Origin of the sequence: Sphingomonas sp. HF-S4 (genome assembly GCF_032911445.1) — a bacterium.
In the GTDB taxonomy this organism is placed as follows: domain Bacteria; phylum Pseudomonadota; class Alphaproteobacteria; order Sphingomonadales; family Sphingomonadaceae; genus Sphingomonas; species Sphingomonas agrestis.
Genome location: NZ_JAWJEJ010000002.1, coordinates 465811 through 481650, shown reverse-complemented (window position 1 = coordinate 481650; position 15840 = coordinate 465811). Strand labels below are relative to the sequence as shown.

Genomic DNA, 15840 nt, shown 5'->3' with positions numbered 1-15840 from the left:
CTTCCATACTGGACTCGCACTGCCCGGCAAGCGCATCCGAGGGCTGGCATGACCGCATCGCGCTCCCTGCTGCTCACCGCGCTGCTTGCCCTCACGCTCGCGGCGGCGGTCGCCTCGCTGCTGTTCGGCACGGTCAGCCTGTCGCTGCCGCGGATGATCGCTGCCGTCACTGGCCATGGCGACCGCATCGCCACGACGATCCTGCTCGACCTGCGGCTGCCGCGGACGATCCTCGGCCTCGCGGTCGGCGCGATGCTCGGGCTCGCCGGTGCCGCGCTGCAGGGCTATCTGCGCAACCCGCTTGCCGAACCCGCCGTCCTCGGCACGTCGAATGCGGCCTCGCTCGGCGCGGTCGCGGCACTCTATTTCGGACTCGCCGAGCTCCATGTCGTAGTGCTGCCCGCACTGGCGGTGGCCTGCGCGTTGCTGTCGCTGGTGCTGCTCTTCGCGCTCGCCGGGCGATCCGAAAGCCCGCTGACCCTGATCCTCGCGGGGATCGCAGTCGGTACGCTGGCGGGCGCCGGGATCAGCCTGTCGCTCAACCTGTCCTCCAATCCCTTCGCGGCAATGGAGATCATGACCTGGCTGCTCGGCAGCCTCGAGAACCGCTCCTTCTCGCACCTCTGGATTGCGCTGCCGTGCATCGCGACGGGCATGGTCCTGCTGCTCTGGGACGGCCGCGCGCTCGACGCGCTGACGCTGGGCGAGGACGGCGCGCAGGCGCTCGGGGTCGATCTGCGGCGCACGCGGTTGCGCCTGCTGCTCGGCACGGCGATCGGCGTCGGGGGTGCCGTGGCGGTGTCGGGTGCGATCGGGTTCGTCGGGCTGATCGTCCCGCATCTGATCCGCCCGCTCACCGATCGCAGCCCCTCGTCGATCCTGCTGCCTTCGGCGATCGGCGGCGCAGCGCTGCTCACCCTCGCCGATCTCGCGGTGCGGCTGATCGCGACGAGCAACGAGCTCAAGCTCGGTGTCGTCACTGCGTTTCTGGGCGTCCCCGTCTTCCTCCTCCATCTGATGCGGGAGCGCCGCCTGTGGTGAGCCTGCGCCTAGAAACGGTCGGCGTGAAGCTCGGCCGCCGCATCGTCGTCCGCGACGCGAGCGCGGCCTTCGCGCCGGGCACGCTCACCGGCGTGGTCGGCCCCAACGGCGCGGGCAAGTCGACGCTCGCCCGCGCAATGCTGGCGCTGGTCCCGCACAGCGGCCGCATCCTCCTCGACGAAGCCGACATCGCCTCGCTCTCGCGCGCGGCGCTGGCTCGGCGGGTCGCGTATCTGCCGCAGGGCCAGACCTTGCACTGGCCGCTCGATGTCGAACGGCTGGTCGGGCTCGGCCGGCTGCCGCATCTCGGGCCGATGTCGCGGATCGGCGCCGAGGATGCCGCCGCGATCGAGCGCGCGATGGAACGCGCCGACGTGCTCGGCCTGCGCGATCGCATCGCCACCGAGCTTTCGGGGGGCGAGCGTGCCCGCGTGCTGCTCGCCCGCGCGCTCGCGGTGCAGGCGCCCGCGCTGATCGCCGACGAGCCGCTCGCCAGCCTCGATCCCGGCCACCAGCTCGACGTGATGGAACTGCTCCGCGACGAGGCCCGGGCCGGCGCGCTGGTCATCGCCGTCCTCCACGATTTGACGATGGCCGCACGCTATTGCGATCGGCTGGTGCTGGTCGATACAGGCACGATCGTCGCCGACGGCACCCCCGCGGAGGTGCTGACGCCCGCCAACCTCCGCACGGTCTACGGTATCGACGCTCGCGTCGAACTCGGCGGCGATTGGCCGGCGATCACCACCCTGGGGAGGAGCCGCGCGTGAGCTATCGCGACCAAGGCCATGACACCGTCCCACTCTTCGACCCCGAACTGGTAACCGCCGCGCAGGCCGACATCGCCGAGCATATCGATCGCGTTTCGCGGGCGCTGTACCTTCCCTTCGAGGCGAGCTGCCCCGACGCGCCGCTCGCCGAGCGGCTCGACCGCATCTACGCAAGCGACCGCAGCCAGGCCAACCTGCTGCGCACCGCGATCGTCGCCGACGCGCATCGCGGCCCCCGCCTCCAGGCACTGGCGACCGACCCGCGCCTCCGCGCCGAGGCCGAGCGCGTCAGCGAACGCAAGCTGGAGACGTCGGTCGTCCGCATCCGCGCCAGCATCGCCAGTTTCCCCGAGCATCGCCACCCCTGGCACTCCGACGTTTCCCGCGACGACGGCATCGCCTGCGGCAAGGTCTGGACCACCGCCTGGATCCCGCTCACCGACGCCGGGCCCGGCCGTGGCGGGCTCGAGATCGTCCCCGGCCGCCGGGCCGCCCCGCTCGCCACCCAGACCGACCAGGGCCTCCGCATCACCGAGGAATCGCTCGCCGGCATGCCCCGCCTCCAGCCCGAATGCCCCGCGGGCAGCGCGCTGCTGCTCGATCGCTTCACGCCGCATCGCACCTTGCCGACCACCAGCGCACGCTTCGCGCTTGTCGTATGGTTCAAGGCCGCCTAGAGGCGGCGCCGCGACAGGTTCCCCGGCGACGGGGATGAAAACGGGAACGGATAAAATCCGGCTGCCCCTGCAACTGTAAGCGGTGAGTCATCGGCCACATGCCATTGGGGTTTCGATCCCGAGAAGGCGGCCGAACCGGCGTCGACCCGCTAGCCAGGAGACCTGCCCGTCGCGGTCGTCCTTCGTGCGGACAGGGTGTTCCGGGCGGACGGGGGTGAACCCGAGAGACGACAGGTTTGGCCGCGCGCGTGCGCGGGCGATGCCGTCTGTCCTCGCGACATCGGCACCGCCTGCGCGCGGGCACGGCCGTGTCGACAAGGGTCCTACCGTGAAGTCCGTATTTACGTTTGCCGTCTCGCTTTCCGCTCTCACCGCCGCCGCGCCCGCGCTCGCCCAACAGGCCCCCGCCCCCGACGCCGCGACCACCGAAACCCATGGCGACATCGTCGTAACTGCCACGCGCACGCCCGTGTCGATCGACCAGGTGCCCGCCTCGATCACCGTGCTCGACAAGGCGAGCATCGACCGCAGCCAGGACATCGGCGCCACCGAGCTGCTGCTCCGCACCCCCGGCATCAGCATCTCGCGCAACGGCGGCTACGGCACCTCGACGTCGCTGCGCATCCGCGGCGCCGAATCCGACCACACCGTCGTCGTCATCGACGGGGTCAAGCTCAACGACCCTGCCGCGACCGGCGGCGGCTTCAATTTCGCCAACCTCCTCGCCGGCGACATCGCCCGCATCGAAGTGCTGCGCGGGCCCCAGTCGATCCTGTGGGGCAGCCAGGCGATCGGCGGCGTGGTCAACATCGTCACCGCCGAAGCCAGCTCGGACTATGAAGGCAGCTTCGACGTGGAAGCCGGCTCGCGCCAGACGGTGAGCGCCCGCGCCGCAGTCGGGGGACGCACCGGTCCGCTCAGCTGGCGCCTCGGCGCCCAGGCCTTTTCCACCGACGGCATTTCGGCGATCGCCCCGGCGTTCGGCGGCAAGGAGCCCGACGGCTACACCAACCAGAACCTCGCCGGCCGTGCCAGGCTCGATCTCACCGCCAATCTCAGCGCCGAGGTCCGCGGCTATTACTCCAACGGCCGCGTCGACATCGATTCGACCAGCGGCGACAATGCCGACTATTCGCGCAACGAGGAATTCGTCGGCTATGCCGGCGTCAATCTCGACCTGCTCGACGGCCGCCTGCGCAACCGGTTCGGCTATGCCTATACCGACACCGATCGCGACAGCTTCGGCCCGGCGCGCGCGCGCCCGCTGAGCTTCGAATCCGAAGGCCGCAACAAGCGCCTCGAATATCAGGGCAGCTTCGCCTTCACCCGCGGCATCTCGGCGACCTTCGGCGTCGAGAATGAGCGCTCGAAGTTCCGCAGCCGCTCGCCCGCCGCGTCGCTCGCCACCCCGCTTCCCGCCTTCGCCACCGGCAATGCCGAGATCACCAGCGCCTATGCCCAATTGAGCGTCGAGCCCATCGAGGGCCTGACGCTCAACGGCGGCATCCGCCACGACGATCACAACCGCTTCGGCGGGCAGACCCTGTTCGCCGCGGGCGGCGTCTGGCGGCTCCCCACCGGCACGATCCTGCGCGCCAATTATGGCGAGGGCTTCAAGGCGCCGTCGCTCTACCAGCAGTTCAGCGAATACGGGAACGTCGCGCTCGCCCCCGAGCGCGCGACCGGCTGGGAAGCCGGCGCCGAGCAGCAATTGTTCGGGCGGAAACTCGTGATCGGCGCGACCTGGTTCGAACGCACCACCACCGACCAGATCATCTACAACGGGTGCACGACGACGTCGACCGTGCCGCTCTGCTTCGTGCCGGGCAGCACCACCGTCCGCCGCTTCGGCTATTATTCGAACGTCTCGCGCGCCGAAGCGCGCGGGATCGAGGTCAGCGGCGCGCTCAACCTCGCCGGCTTCACGCTCGACGGCAATTACAGCTGGATCGAGGCCGAAGACCGCTCGGCCGGCACCGCGACCTTCGGCAACTGGCTCCCCCGCCGCCCGCGCGAGACCGCCAACGGATCGATCGGCTATGCCTTCCCGTTCGGACTCAGCACCGGCGCCGCGGTCCGCTGGGCCGGGCACAGCTTCGACAATGCCGCCAACACTACCCGGCTCGACAACTACACGCTGGTCGACCTGCGCGCCGAGCTCAAGGCGAACGAGGCGTTCAGCGTCTTCGCCCGCGCCGAGAACGTGTTCGACGAGGAATATATGACCGCCTATCGCTACGGCACGCTCGGCCGCAGCTTCTATGCCGGCATTCGAGGGAGGTTCTGATGGATCGACGCCACGCATCCACCTTGTGGATCATGCTGCTGACGCTGGCGAGCGTCGCGACGAGCTTCGCGCTCGCCTGCACCGCGCCGGTATCGGCGCTGGCGGCGCTCGCGGCGGTGCATATGCGCCGCCGCGACGGCGTCGCGCTGGCGCTCGTCGCCTGGGGCGCCAACCAGGCGATCGGTTTCGCCTTCCTCCAGTATCCGCACGATCCCAAGACGCTCGCCTGGGGGCTCGGGCTCGGCACCGCCGCGGCAGGCGCGGCGTTCGGCGCCTATGCCGCGCTGGCCCGGCTGCGGGTAGAGTCGGTCGCGGCCAAGCTCGGCGTCGCCTATGTCGCGGCGTTCGTGGCAGGCAAGCTGGTCACCCTCGCCTGGGCGACTTTGCTCGGCGGCGTCGCGATCACGCTCCACCCGGGCTATTCGTTCGACCAGTTCGTCCGCAACGGCGCGATCCTGATCGCTCTGTACTTGTTCTACCGGGTGCTGACCGCCGCCGGCGTCCCCGCCCCGCGCCAGGCGACCGCCTGATGCTGACGCGCGTCGCGGACGGCCCCGCCGTGGTCGCGTGCAAGACGTGCCGATATTCGGCAGACGCACGCGACGACGCGCAGGGCGTCCGCGGCGGCGTGCGGCTGGTGGCGGCGCTCCGCGAAGTGCAGGCCGGCGACACCCGCTATGCCGGCATCGCCGTGCAGGAAATGCCCTGTCTGTTCGCGTGCCAGGATCATTGCACCGTCCATCTGCGTGCACCCGACAAGGTGGGCTATGTCCTCGGCCGCTTCGCCCCCGACGAACAATCCGCCCGCGCGATCCTCGACTATGCCGTCCATTATGCCGCGAGCGATTTCGGTCGCGTGCCCTTCAAAGAATGGCCCGAAGGTGTGAAAGGCCATTTCATCACCCGCACGCCGCCACCGGGATATGTCGCCGAATGATTTTTGCCTCGCCTGAAGCCTTCCGCGCAGCGCTCGCCGATCTGCCGGCGCCCGATGCGAGCGCGACCAGCGCCGCACGTGCACGCCAGGCACAGCTCACCAAGCCGGCGGGCTCGCTAGGCCGGCTCGAGGAAGTCGCCGTGTTCCTTGCCGGCTGGCAGCATCGCGAGCGCCCGCGGATCGATCGCGCCCGCGCCGCGATCTTCGCGGGCAATCACGGCGTGACGGTGCACGGCGTCAGTGCCTTTCCCAGCAGCGTCACTGCGCAGATGGTCGCCAATTTCGAGGCCGGCGGCGCAGCGATCAACGCGCTGTCGGATGTGGCGGGGCTCGAGCTCGAAGTCGTCGCACTCGATCTCGACACCCCCACCGCCGATTTTACTAGCGCGCCGGCGATGACCGAAGCCGAATGCCTTGCCGCGCTCAACGCCGGCGCCGCAACGGTGGCCAGCGATCTCGACCTGCTGACGGTCGGCGAGATGGGAATCGGCAATTCCACCGCCGCCGCAGCGCTTTGCGCGCGCAGCCTGGGCCGCAACGTCGCCGACTGGATCGGCCCGGGCACCGGCGTCGATGCCGAAGGGATCGTCCGGAAAGCCGAGGTCGTCCGGCGCGCGCTCGGCTTCCACGCCGACGCCCCCCGCGACGCCTTCGAGACGCTGCGCCGCGTCGGCGGACGCGAGATCGCCGCGATTGCCGGCGCCGTGCTGCGCGCCCGGCAGCTCGGCGTGCCGGTGGTGCTCGACGGCTTCATCAGCACCTCGGCGATCGCCCCGCTCGCGGCCGACAACCCGGCCATCGCCGCGCATTGCATCGCCGGCCATTGCTCGGCCGAGCCCGGACACGTCCTGCTGCTCGCGCGGCTCGGGCTCGATCCGCTGCTGTCGCTCGGCATGCGGCTCGGCGAAGGCAGCGGCGCCGCGGTCGCGGTCGGCGTGATTCGCTCGGCGCTGGCGGCGCACGACCGGATGGCGACCTTTGCCGAGGCCCAGGTCTCGGCAAAGTTGTGAATCCCTTCACGCTGCACCTGCTGCGCCACGGCGCGCCGCTGTTGCCCGGCCGATTGATGGGCCGCACCGACGGCGAGCCCACCTCGGAAGGCATCGCCGCCTGTGTGGATCAGGCGCGCGACCTCGGCATCGAACGACTGGTCGCCACCGACCTCCGGCGCAGCCGCTGCGCCGCGGAGGCGTTGGCACAGGCCACCGGCACGTCCCTGACGGTCGATACGCGCTGGCGCGAACTCGATTTCGGCGATTGGGACGGCCTTGCGCCGAGTGAGATCGATCCCGAGGCGCTGATGCGATTCTGGGAAGATCCCGACGCCAATCCGCCCCCCGGCGGCGAACGCTGGTCGTTGCTGGTCGCACGCGTGGGCGACGCGCTCGATGCGCTGCCGCCGGTGGACACGCTGGTAGTGACGCATGGCGGCGCGATCCGCGCGGCGCTGCACCTTCTCTGCGGCTTCGACCAGCGCCAGCTCTGGGCGTTCGATCTGCCTTATGCTGCGCTGCTGTCGCTGCGCGTCTGGCCGGGCGACACGCCGAGCGCGCAGATCACCGGGCTGCGCGCATGAAGGGGCTGGTGATCGCGCTCCTGTTCCTCACCCGCCTGCCCATGCCGCGCGTCCAGGTCAGCGATGCCGAGTTCGCCGCATCGATGCGGTGGTTTCCCGCGGTCGGCCTGATCCTCGGCGCGCTGATCGCGGGCGGCACCTGGGCCGGCGCCCAGCTCGATCCATGGGTCGGCGCGCTCGCCGGGGTGGCATTATGGGTGGGCCTGACCGGCGCGCTCCACCTCGACGGGCTCGGCGACGTGGCCGATGCGTGCGGCGCCGCGCACAAGCACCGCGAGCGCGTACTCGAAGTCCTCGCCGATCCGCACCTCGGCAGCTTCGGCGCCGTCGCGATCGGGCTCCAGCTCCTCGCCAAGCTCATCCTGCTCCACGCCCTGGTCGAGGCCGGCGGCTTCGTCGCCTTGCTCCTCCTTCCCTTTGCGGCGCGCATCGGGCCGCTGGTCTGGACGTGCTGGCTTCCCGATCTCCACGCCGGGCTCGCTTCGCGTTTCCGCAACATGGTGCGGCCTGCCGATCTGGCGATCTGGGCGATCGCCCTCGTCGCCGGCGCCTGGTTCGCGCCCGCACTGCTCGCCACCCCGTTGCTCCTGCTCGGATGGGGCTTCTGGCTGCGCGCAAAGCTCGGCGGGATTTCGGGCGACGGCCACGGCGCAGGGATCGAAGTGACCGAGACAGGCCTGCTGCTCGCCACCCTGATCGTCGCCAGGCTCGCATGACCGCCTGGACCTGGCACGGCGGCGGCGTGGAAGCGGCGCGGCGCCAGTTCGGCAGCGGCGACTGGCTCGATCTGTCGACCGGGATCAATCCCGATTCCTGGCCCGGCGTCGCCGATCTCGCGATCGACTGGCAGCGCCTCCCCGAGCCGCACGCGCTTGCCGAACTCGAAGCCGCCGCCGCCGCGCACTTCGGCGTCGATCCCGGCCATGTCTGCGCCGTCCCCGGCACCGAACTCGCGCTACGGCTGGTTGGCCGGTCGATCGGCGGCTCGGCGCGATACCTCGCCCCGGGTTATCGCACGCATGGCGAGATGATCGCCGGCAGCATGCCGATCGCACGCGATGCCCTGGACGACTATGTCGGCACGCTGGTTCTGGCCAACCCGGGCAACCCCGATGGCCGTGTGCTGTCGCCCGCCCAGCGCCGCGCGTTGCTCGACCGCCACGCCCATGCCTGGCTGCTGCTCGACGAAGCCTTTGCCGATGCCGATCCGGCGCTCAGCCTCGCCGGCGAAGTAGGCGACACCCGCCGGCTGGTGATCTTCCGCTCGTTCGGCAAGTTCTTCGGGCTCGCCGGCGTGCGGCTTGGCTTCGTGCTCGGCCCCGACTCCATCCTCGCGCCGCTCCGCACCGCGCTGGGTGCCTGGCCCGCCTCCGCCGCGGCGATTGCGATCGGCACCGCTGCCTATCGCGACCGCGACTGGATCGCCGCCACCCGCGTCCGCCTCGAAGCGCAGGCAGCCGCGCTCGATGCCGTATGGGTCCGCGCCGGATTCCAGCCGAGCGGCGCCTGCCCGCTCTTCCGGCTGATCGAGACTCCCCATGCGCTGTGCCTGTTCGAGCGCCTCGCCCGCCACGCGATCCTCACCCGCCCCTTCGCCGAGCGGCCCGATTGGCTGCGCATCGGCCTGCCGCCCAATGGCGAGGCACTGGCCCGGCTGGAAGCGGCGCTGAGCCGTGGCTGAGCACGTGGCGCTCGTCGCCCTGATGCTCGACGCCACGATCGGCTGGCCGGGCGCGCTCTATCGCCGCATCGGCCATCCGGTCGGCGGCTTCGCGCGTCTGATCCACACCTGCGAGACCAGCTGGAACCGTGCCCGATACGGCTTCGAGACCCGGCGCCTGCTCGGCATCGCGACCGTGCTGCTGCTCGTCGTCGCCGTGGGCGGCGGCGCGTGGCTCGTCCAGCATCTGCTGCTGGCATCGCTCGGCACCTATGGCTGGCTCGCCGTGGCGGCGCTCGCCTGGCCCGCGCTCGCCCAGCGCAGCCTGTTCGACCATGTCCGCCCCGTCGCCACCGCACTATCCGCCGGCGACCTCCTCGCCGCGCGCAACGCCGTCGCGAAGATCGTCGGCCGCGACACCGCCGCGCTCGACGAGGCCGGCGTCGCCCGCGCCGCGATCGAGAGCCTCGCCGAGAGCTTCTGCGACGGCGTCGTCGCTCCCTTATTCTGGTTGCTGCTGGCCGGCCTGCCGGGCGTGTGGATCTACAAGGCGGTCAACACCGCCGACAGCATGATCGGCCATCGCGAGGAACGCTGGCGTGCCTTCGGCTGGGCTGCCGCGCGCAGCGACGACGTGCTCAACTGGGTCCCCGCGCGCCTTTCGGGCATCCTGCTTTGTATCGCCGGTGCCGGCGGCTGGCGCATCCTGTGGCGTGACGCCCGCGCGCACGCCTCGCCCAATGCGGGCTGGCCCGAAGCGGCGATGGCCGGCGCGCTGGGGCTGCGCCTCGCCGGCCCGATCGCCTATGACGGCGCGATGCACGCCAAGCCCTGGATCGGCGATGGCCGCGCCGACGCGAACGCCGCCGATATCCGCCGCGCGCTGCGCGTCTATCTGCACGCCTGCCTGCTGCTCTGGCTGATCGCGGGAGGTGTGGCGTGGGCGCTTTGATGCTCCAGGGCACCGGGTCGGACGTCGGCAAGTCGGTGCTCGTCGCCGGTTTGTGCCGCGCCTTCGCCAATCGGGGCCTGCACGTCCGCCCGTTCAAGCCGCAGAACATGTCGAACAACGCCGCGGTGACGATCGACGGCGGCGAGATCGGCCGAGCCCAGGCGCTCCAGGCGCTCGCCTGCCGGGTCGCGCCGCATACCGACATGAACCCGGTGCTGCTCAAGCCCCAGGCCGACCACACCTCGCAGTTGATCGTCCACGGCCGGGTGCGCGGCACGCTGGGCGCCGGTAATTTCCGTGCGGCGCGCGGCGCATTGCTCGCCGACGTGCTCGAAAGCTACCATAATCTGCAAAAACAAGCCGATTTGGTGCTCGTCGAAGGCGCCGGTTCGCCCGCGGAGATCAATCTGCGCGCCGGCGACATCGCCAATATGGGCTTCGCCCGCGCCGCGAACGTCCCTGTCGTCCTGGTCGGTGACATCGACCGCGGCGGGGTGATCGCCGCGATCGTCGGCACCCGCGCAGTGATCGACCCCGCCGACGCCTCGATGATCAAAGGCTTTATAATCAACAAGTTCCGCGGCGATCCAGCGCTGTTCGAAGACGGCTATCGCGCAATCGAAGAACGCTCGGGCTGGCGCGGCCTCGGCGTCGTCCCCTGGCTCCCCGCCACCGCCCGCCTCCCAAGCGAAGACGCGGTGATTCTCGATCGCCCCCCCGAACCGCATACCGAACGCAAGCGCATCGCCTGCCCGATTCTCCCACGCATCTCGAACTTCGACGATCTCGATCCCTTGAAGCTCGAGCCCGGCGTCGAACTGGTGATGGTGCCCCCCGGCCAGCCACTTCCCGACGCGGCGCTGATCGTGCTGCCGGGCTCCAAGGCGACGATCGCCGACCTCGCCTTCCTCCGCGCGCAGGGCTGGGACATCGACCTGCGCGCACATCACCGCCGCGGCGGCGCAGTGCTCGGGTTGTGCGGCGGCTACCAGATGCTCGGTCGCAGTGTCGCCGACCCGCTCGGCATCGAGGGACCGGCAACGCAGGTGGAAGGGCTCGGCCTGCTCGATGTCGCGACCGAATTGTCCGCGGCCAAGACGCTACGCCCCATGACCGGCACTGCGCTCGGCGCACGGGTCGAGGGCTATGAAATGCACATGGGCCGCACCACCGGCCCCGACACGGGCCATCCCTTCGCGCTGCTCGACGACGGCACGCGCGACGGCGCGATCAGCCGCGACGGCAGCGTGCTGGGCACGTATCTCCACGGGCTGCTCGCCCGCGCCGAGACGCGCCGGGCGCTGCTCGCCCGAATCGGCGTGGACGGATCGGGGGTCGACTATACCGCCGATGTCGATGCCGCGCTCGACGCCATTGCCGCCGAACTCGAACGCCATCTCGACATCGACGTGCTGCTTCGCCTCGCCCAGGAGCCCGCATGACACCGCACAGCCTGTTCGTCCTCGGTGGCGCGCGCTCGGGCAAAAGCCGCTACGCCCAGCAGCGCGCCGAGGCGCTCGCGGGCCCGCACGTCTTCATCGCCACGGCCGAAGCCTGGGACGACGAGATGCGCGACCGGATCGCGCGGCACCGCGCCGATCGCGACGCACGCTGGACCACGATCGACGCCCCGCACCAACTCCCCGCCGCGATCCGCGCACAAGGCCCCGATACGGTGCTGCTGGTCGACTGCCTGACGCTCTGGATCTCGAACCTGCTCCTTGCCGAGCGCGACATCGACACCGCAACGTCCGACCTCGTCGCAGCAATCGAAGCGTTCGAAGGCATGCTGATCCTCGTCGCCAACGAAACCGGCATGGGGATCGTCCCCGACAACGCGCTCGCCCGCCGCTTCCGCGACGCCGCCGGGCGCGTCAACCAGGCCGTCGCGGCCGCCGCGCACGAAGTCGTGCTCGTCGTCGCCGGGCTGCCGATGACGGCGAAGGGCCGCGCGGTCCTTCCATAGCATTTTGGCTGCGCTGCGAAATTCGCCTTATCGGCGTTCCACGTCGGGCATCAGGCGATAACCGACGCCGAGTTCGTTCATGATGATCGCCGGTCGCGCCGGATCCGGCTCGATCTTGTGCCGCAGGTTGCGCACGACGATCCGGAGATAGTCCACCCTGCGGTCATGGTCGAACGGCCATGCCGCCTCGAGAATGCGCTGGTGCGTGACCACGCGCCCCGGAGTCAGCGCGAGGGTGCGAAGCACCTCATATTCCTTGCGGGTCAGATGGACCTCCTCGCCGTTGCGCACGATAGTGCGATTGGCGAGGTCGATGCTGAGCCCATGGGTTTGCACGATCGGCGAGGCGCCCTGGGCAGCGACGTGATCGCGCAACGACGCACGCAACCGCGCGAGGATTTCCTCGCTGTCGAACGGCTTCGTCACATAGTCGCTCGCGCCCAGATCGAGCGCCGCTACCTTCTGGTCGGTCGCGTCGCGCGCCGAGACGACCAGGATCGGCGCCTGGCTATGCTGCCGGAGCAACGGCACGATCTCCAGCCCGTCACGGTCGGGAAGCCCCAGATCAAGCAGGATCGCGTCGGGCGCACTCGCCTTGACCTGCTCGATTGCCTCTGCCGCCGTCGTCGCTTCGATCGGCTGATAGCCGCCCCGAACCAGCGTTCCCTGCAGCAATCTCCGGATGTGCAAGTCGTCGTCCACCACCAAGATGCGCTGGCCACTCATAGTTCGATTCCTTGATCCGATCCGCGCACCAGCAAGTGTTCGGGAAAGTGAATGCTGAAGCGCGCGCCGGCGCGATCGTCGCGATTGGCCGCCTCCACCGTCATCCCCATCGCCTCGGCAAACGCCTTGACGATCGCGAGCCCCAGGCCGGTGCCGCTGACCGACCGGTCCGACCCCTCGAGCCGGCGAAAGGTCTCGAACACTTCCAACTCGCGACCCTCCGGCAGGCCCGGCCCCTGATCGATCACCGAAAGCAGCATCGCCTCCGGCCGACGCTCGGCGCGAATGATGATCGGGGTTCCGGGATCGCCATAGCGCCCGGCATTGTCGAGCAGGTTGAGCAGGCAATGGTGAAACAGCTGCGGGTCGACCTTGACCAGCGGCAGGTCCGGCAGCACCTCGAGTTCGATGGCATGGCCATCGAGCGATCCGCGCGTGTCGTGCACGGCCGCCCCTACAGCGTCGGTCAGATCGATCGCCTCAAGCGCGAGCCGCAGCGCGCCGGCCTCGACCCGCGCCATGTCGAGCAGGTTGGCGACGAAACGATTGAGCCGTGTCGCCTCGCTTTGGATCGTGTCGAGCAGCGGATCGTCGCGCCGCCGGCGCAGTTCCCCCGCGGCGGCGAGCACCGAGGTCAGCGGGGTGCGAAGGTCGTGGCTCACCGAGGACAGCAATGCGGCACGCAGCCTATCGCGCTCTCGCACGGCATCGACATCGCGCATCTCCGCTTCCAGCCGCAATCGCTCGAGCGCCAGCGATGTCTGGTCGAGCAGACTTCCCAGCAGGGCCAATTGATCGGATCGAACCGGATCACGCCCGTCGTCGCGCGCCACGCCCAGGACGGCGAGCACCCGATCTCCCGCGCGTAGCGGCTGGAACTGCCAGTCCGAGGCTGCCAGCGTCCCGGTGCCGCGGCCTGCGGGCTGGGCCGTGTCCCACACCCACTGGGCGGCGGCGAGTTCCATGGTCTCCAAGCGCGTACCGGGCTCGCTTGCGGCCTGGACCGAGAGCCCGGTCGCCGTTTGCTGGAGCAATGCCACCCGTACGCCGAGCAGGTCGGCGATCTCGCCACACGCTGCCCGCGCCACGCCGATCGGGTCGTTCAGCCGGGTGAGCTGGCGTAGATAGCCGGCCAGCGCAGCATTGCTGCGGGCGCTTACGGCAGCGATATCGGCCTGGGCCCGAACTCGCGCGGTAAGTTGGCTGGTGGCTACCGCCACTCCGAGCAGCACGAAGATCGAGATGATGTTCTCCGGGTTGCTCACGGTGAGCGTCCCGGTCGGCGGCAGAAAGAAGTAGTTGTAGCCCAGGCTCGACAGGATGCCGGCATAGACGCCGGTGCGCAGACCGAACAGGCTGGCAGCGGTCATCACCGGCAGCAGGTACAGCAGCGCGACGTTGCCGAGGTCGAGGACATGGAACAGCGCCGATCCCAGCGCCGTCACTGCAGCGACCATCAGCGTCGTCCAAAAATAGCCGCTGGGGGCGCCCCAATCGCCGGTCCGGCGATGCCGGTGTGTCGCCACGGCGTTCGTCGTGAGCGGCAGGACGTGCACCGCCACTCCCGGGGTCTCGCGAACGAGCCGATCGACCACCGACCCATGACGCAGTTCGAACCAGCGGGATCGCGTCGACTTGCCAACGACGAGCTGGGTCGCACGGGCGTCCGCCGCATAGCTCTTCAACCCCTCCACCACCGAAGCCGCCGGGACCGAGGCGACGGCAGCGCCGAGGCGCGAGGCGAGGTTGAGCGTGGCCGCGATCCGGCGAAGCGCCGGCTCGTCGAGCGCGCGGGTGCGCGGCGTCTCGACATGGATCGCGGTCCAGCTGGCATGCGCGGCGTCCGCGATCCGCTTGGCGGCGCGCACCAGTTCCTCGGCGCCGGGCAGCTCGCTTACCGCGACGAGGATACGCTCGCTGCCGGCCCAGGTGCCGCCCAGCGCATTGGCGCGGAGATGGTCGAGCATCTGCGCATCGACGGCCTGCGCCGCGCGCCGCAGCGCCAGTTCGCGCAGCGCGGAGAGGTTGGACTTGGAGAAGAAGTGCGAAAGCGCTCGCGTCGCTTCCTGTGGCAGGTAGACCTTGCCTTCCTTCAGTCGCTCGATCAGCTCGTCGGGCGGGATATCGACGACTTCGATCTCCGCACGCTCGAGGATGCTGTCGGGCACCGTCTCCCGGACGCGCACCCGCGTAAAGCTGGCCACGACGTCGTTGAGGCTTTCGACATGCTGGATGTTGATCGTCGAATAGACATCGATGCCGGCGTCGAGGAGTTCCTCGACATCCTGGTAGCGCTTGGGATGCCGGCTGCCCGGGGCATTGGTATGGGCGAGTTCATCGACCAGCGCGAGCGCGGGGCGGCGATCGAGCAGTGCGTCGAGATCCATCTCGGCGAGCGTGCGGCCTTCGTAGTCGATCGCGCGACGCGGCAGGATTTCGAGGTCGCGGGTCAGGGCCTCGGTTTCGGCGCGACCGTGGGTCTCCACGACGCCGACGACGACGTCCGTTCCCGAACGTCGTCTCGCTGCGCCCTCGGAGAGCATCTCATAGGTCTTACCGACCCCAGGGGCTGCGCCGAGGAAGATCTTCAGTCGCCCCCTGCCTTCCTCCGCGGCGGCGCGGAGAAAGGCCTCGGGCGCGGGTCTTTCGCGTCCGCTCAACGGCCCGTGCCGAGCCTATCGAGCCGCTGGTTGAGGGCAAGCACGTTGACGCGCGGCTCCCCCAGAATGCCAAGGATGGGGCGCTCGACATTGGCATCGACCAGCCTGGCGACCTGGTCCGCCGGCACGCCACGGACGCGCGCGACACGGGCGACCTGCGCGCGCGCGGCTTCCGGCGAGAGATGCGGATCGAGTCCCGAGCCGCTGGCGGTGACGAGGTCGGCCGGCATCTGGCCGGTCACGCCCTCGCCCCGGCGCTTGTCGATATCGGGCTTCACGCGATCGACAAGCGCCTGCGACGTGGGCCCGAGGTTCGAGCCCGACGAGGCGAGCCCGTCATAGCCCTTGCCCGCCGCGGAAGGCCGCGTCTGGAAGTTGCGGTCCGACGTGAACGCCTGGCCGATCACCGTCGATCCGATCACCCGGCCTGCGGAGTCGCGGACCAGGCTGCCATTGGCCTGGGAGGGGAAGAGCGCCTGTCCGATGCCGGTCATCGCGAACGGATATACCAGGCCGAGCAGGAGTGCGAACAGGATCGTGAGCACGATCGCGGGCCGCAGGGAGGATTTTAAGTCGTCGGTCATGAGA

16 protein-coding genes and 1 riboswitch are annotated in these 15840 nt (G+C 69.9%); of the genes, 13 read left to right on the top strand and 3 right to left on the bottom strand.

The genetic code is table 11. From position 1 onward, the window contains the following. The first annotated feature begins 48 nt into the window (after positions 1-48). The 13 genes from RZN05_RS18315 to cobU all read left to right on the top strand — a co-directional run bounded on the left by RZN05_RS18315 (position 49) and on the right by cobU (position 11866). A complete protein-coding gene (locus RZN05_RS18315; protein ID WP_317228122.1) occupies positions 49-1041 on the top strand; it encodes a FecCD family ABC transporter permease in 993 nt (330 codons plus the stop codon). After that, positions 1035-1811, top strand: coding sequence for an ABC transporter ATP-binding protein (locus RZN05_RS18310; protein ID WP_317228121.1), 777 nt, complete (start codon positions 1035-1037; stop codon positions 1809-1811). Before RZN05_RS18315 ends, RZN05_RS18310 begins: the two co-directional genes overlap by 7 nt. Further along, complete coding sequence (locus RZN05_RS18305) at positions 1808-2488, top strand: phytanoyl-CoA dioxygenase family protein (protein ID WP_317228120.1); 681 nt, start codon at positions 1808-1810, stop codon at positions 2486-2488. Before RZN05_RS18310 ends, RZN05_RS18305 begins: the two co-directional genes overlap by 4 nt. Then, a riboswitch (cobalamin riboswitch) is annotated at positions 2487-2672 on the top strand. (Overlaps the previous gene by 2 nt.) A 75-nt stretch (positions 2673-2747) precedes the next feature. Further along, positions 2748-4775, top strand: a complete 2028-nt coding sequence (locus RZN05_RS18300) for a TonB-dependent receptor plug domain-containing protein (RefSeq protein ID WP_317228119.1) — start codon at positions 2748-2750, stop codon at positions 4773-4775. Continuing rightward, positions 4775-5305 carry a hypothetical protein gene (locus RZN05_RS18295; protein WP_317228118.1) on the top strand — a complete coding sequence of 177 codons (531 nt, stop codon included), beginning with the start codon at positions 4775-4777 and terminating at the stop codon, positions 5303-5305. Before RZN05_RS18300 ends, RZN05_RS18295 begins: the two co-directional genes overlap by 1 nt. After that, complete coding sequence (locus tag RZN05_RS18290; RefSeq protein ID WP_317228117.1) at positions 5305-5712, top strand: DUF1636 domain-containing protein; 408 nt, start codon at positions 5305-5307, stop codon at positions 5710-5712. The genes RZN05_RS18295 and RZN05_RS18290 overlap by 1 nt, the downstream gene beginning before the upstream one ends. Further along, positions 5709-6722 carry a nicotinate-nucleotide--dimethylbenzimidazole phosphoribosyltransferase gene (gene cobT, locus RZN05_RS18285; protein WP_317228116.1) on the top strand — a complete coding sequence of 338 codons (1014 nt, stop codon included), beginning with the start codon at positions 5709-5711 and terminating at the stop codon, positions 6720-6722. Before RZN05_RS18290 ends, cobT begins: the two co-directional genes overlap by 4 nt. Further along, positions 6719-7288 (top strand): histidine phosphatase family protein, encoded by a 570-nt coding sequence (locus RZN05_RS18280; RefSeq protein ID WP_317228115.1) that lies wholly within the window; start codon positions 6719-6721, stop codon positions 7286-7288. The genes cobT and RZN05_RS18280 overlap by 4 nt, the downstream gene beginning before the upstream one ends. Next, positions 7285-8004 carry an adenosylcobinamide-GDP ribazoletransferase gene (locus tag RZN05_RS18275; protein WP_317228114.1) on the top strand — a complete coding sequence of 240 codons (720 nt, stop codon included), beginning with the start codon at positions 7285-7287 and terminating at the stop codon, positions 8002-8004. Before RZN05_RS18280 ends, RZN05_RS18275 begins: the two co-directional genes overlap by 4 nt. Then, complete coding sequence (locus tag RZN05_RS18270) at positions 8001-8969, top strand: aminotransferase class I/II-fold pyridoxal phosphate-dependent enzyme (RefSeq protein ID WP_317228113.1); 969 nt, start codon at positions 8001-8003, stop codon at positions 8967-8969. The genes RZN05_RS18275 and RZN05_RS18270 overlap by 4 nt, the downstream gene beginning before the upstream one ends. Beyond that, positions 8962-9900 (top strand): adenosylcobinamide-phosphate synthase CbiB, encoded by a 939-nt coding sequence (gene cbiB / locus RZN05_RS18265; protein WP_317228112.1) that lies wholly within the window; start codon positions 8962-8964, stop codon positions 9898-9900. Before RZN05_RS18270 ends, cbiB begins: the two co-directional genes overlap by 8 nt. Continuing rightward, positions 9888-11342: a cobyric acid synthase gene (locus tag RZN05_RS18260; protein WP_317228111.1), complete on the top strand. Its 1455-nt coding sequence runs from the start codon at positions 9888-9890 to the stop codon at positions 11340-11342. The genes cbiB and RZN05_RS18260 overlap by 13 nt, the downstream gene beginning before the upstream one ends. Beyond that, entirely contained in the window at positions 11339-11866 is a 528-nt protein-coding gene (gene cobU / locus RZN05_RS18255; RefSeq protein WP_317228110.1) for a bifunctional adenosylcobinamide kinase/adenosylcobinamide-phosphate guanylyltransferase, read from the top strand. The genes RZN05_RS18260 and cobU overlap by 4 nt, the downstream gene beginning before the upstream one ends. A gap of 27 nt (positions 11867-11893) precedes the next feature. Here cobU and RZN05_RS18250 read toward each other — a convergent pair whose 3' ends face one another. From RZN05_RS18250 to kdpC, 3 genes are read right to left on the bottom strand one after another with little or no spacing between them, the layout of a single operon-like run. After that, on the bottom strand, positions 11894-12592 hold the full coding sequence (locus RZN05_RS18250; RefSeq protein ID WP_317228109.1) for a response regulator transcription factor: 699 nt from the start codon (positions 12590-12592) through the stop codon (positions 11894-11896). Further along, a complete protein-coding gene (locus tag RZN05_RS18245) occupies positions 12589-15252 on the bottom strand; it encodes a sensor histidine kinase KdpD (protein WP_317228108.1) in 2664 nt (887 codons plus the stop codon). The genes RZN05_RS18250 and RZN05_RS18245 overlap by 4 nt, the downstream gene beginning before the upstream one ends. Then, positions 15249-15836: a potassium-transporting ATPase subunit KdpC gene (kdpC, locus tag RZN05_RS18240; protein ID WP_317228107.1), complete on the bottom strand. Its 588-nt coding sequence runs from the start codon at positions 15834-15836 to the stop codon at positions 15249-15251. Before kdpC ends, RZN05_RS18245 begins: the two co-directional genes overlap by 4 nt. Between the last annotated feature and the right edge of the window lie 4 nt (positions 15837-15840).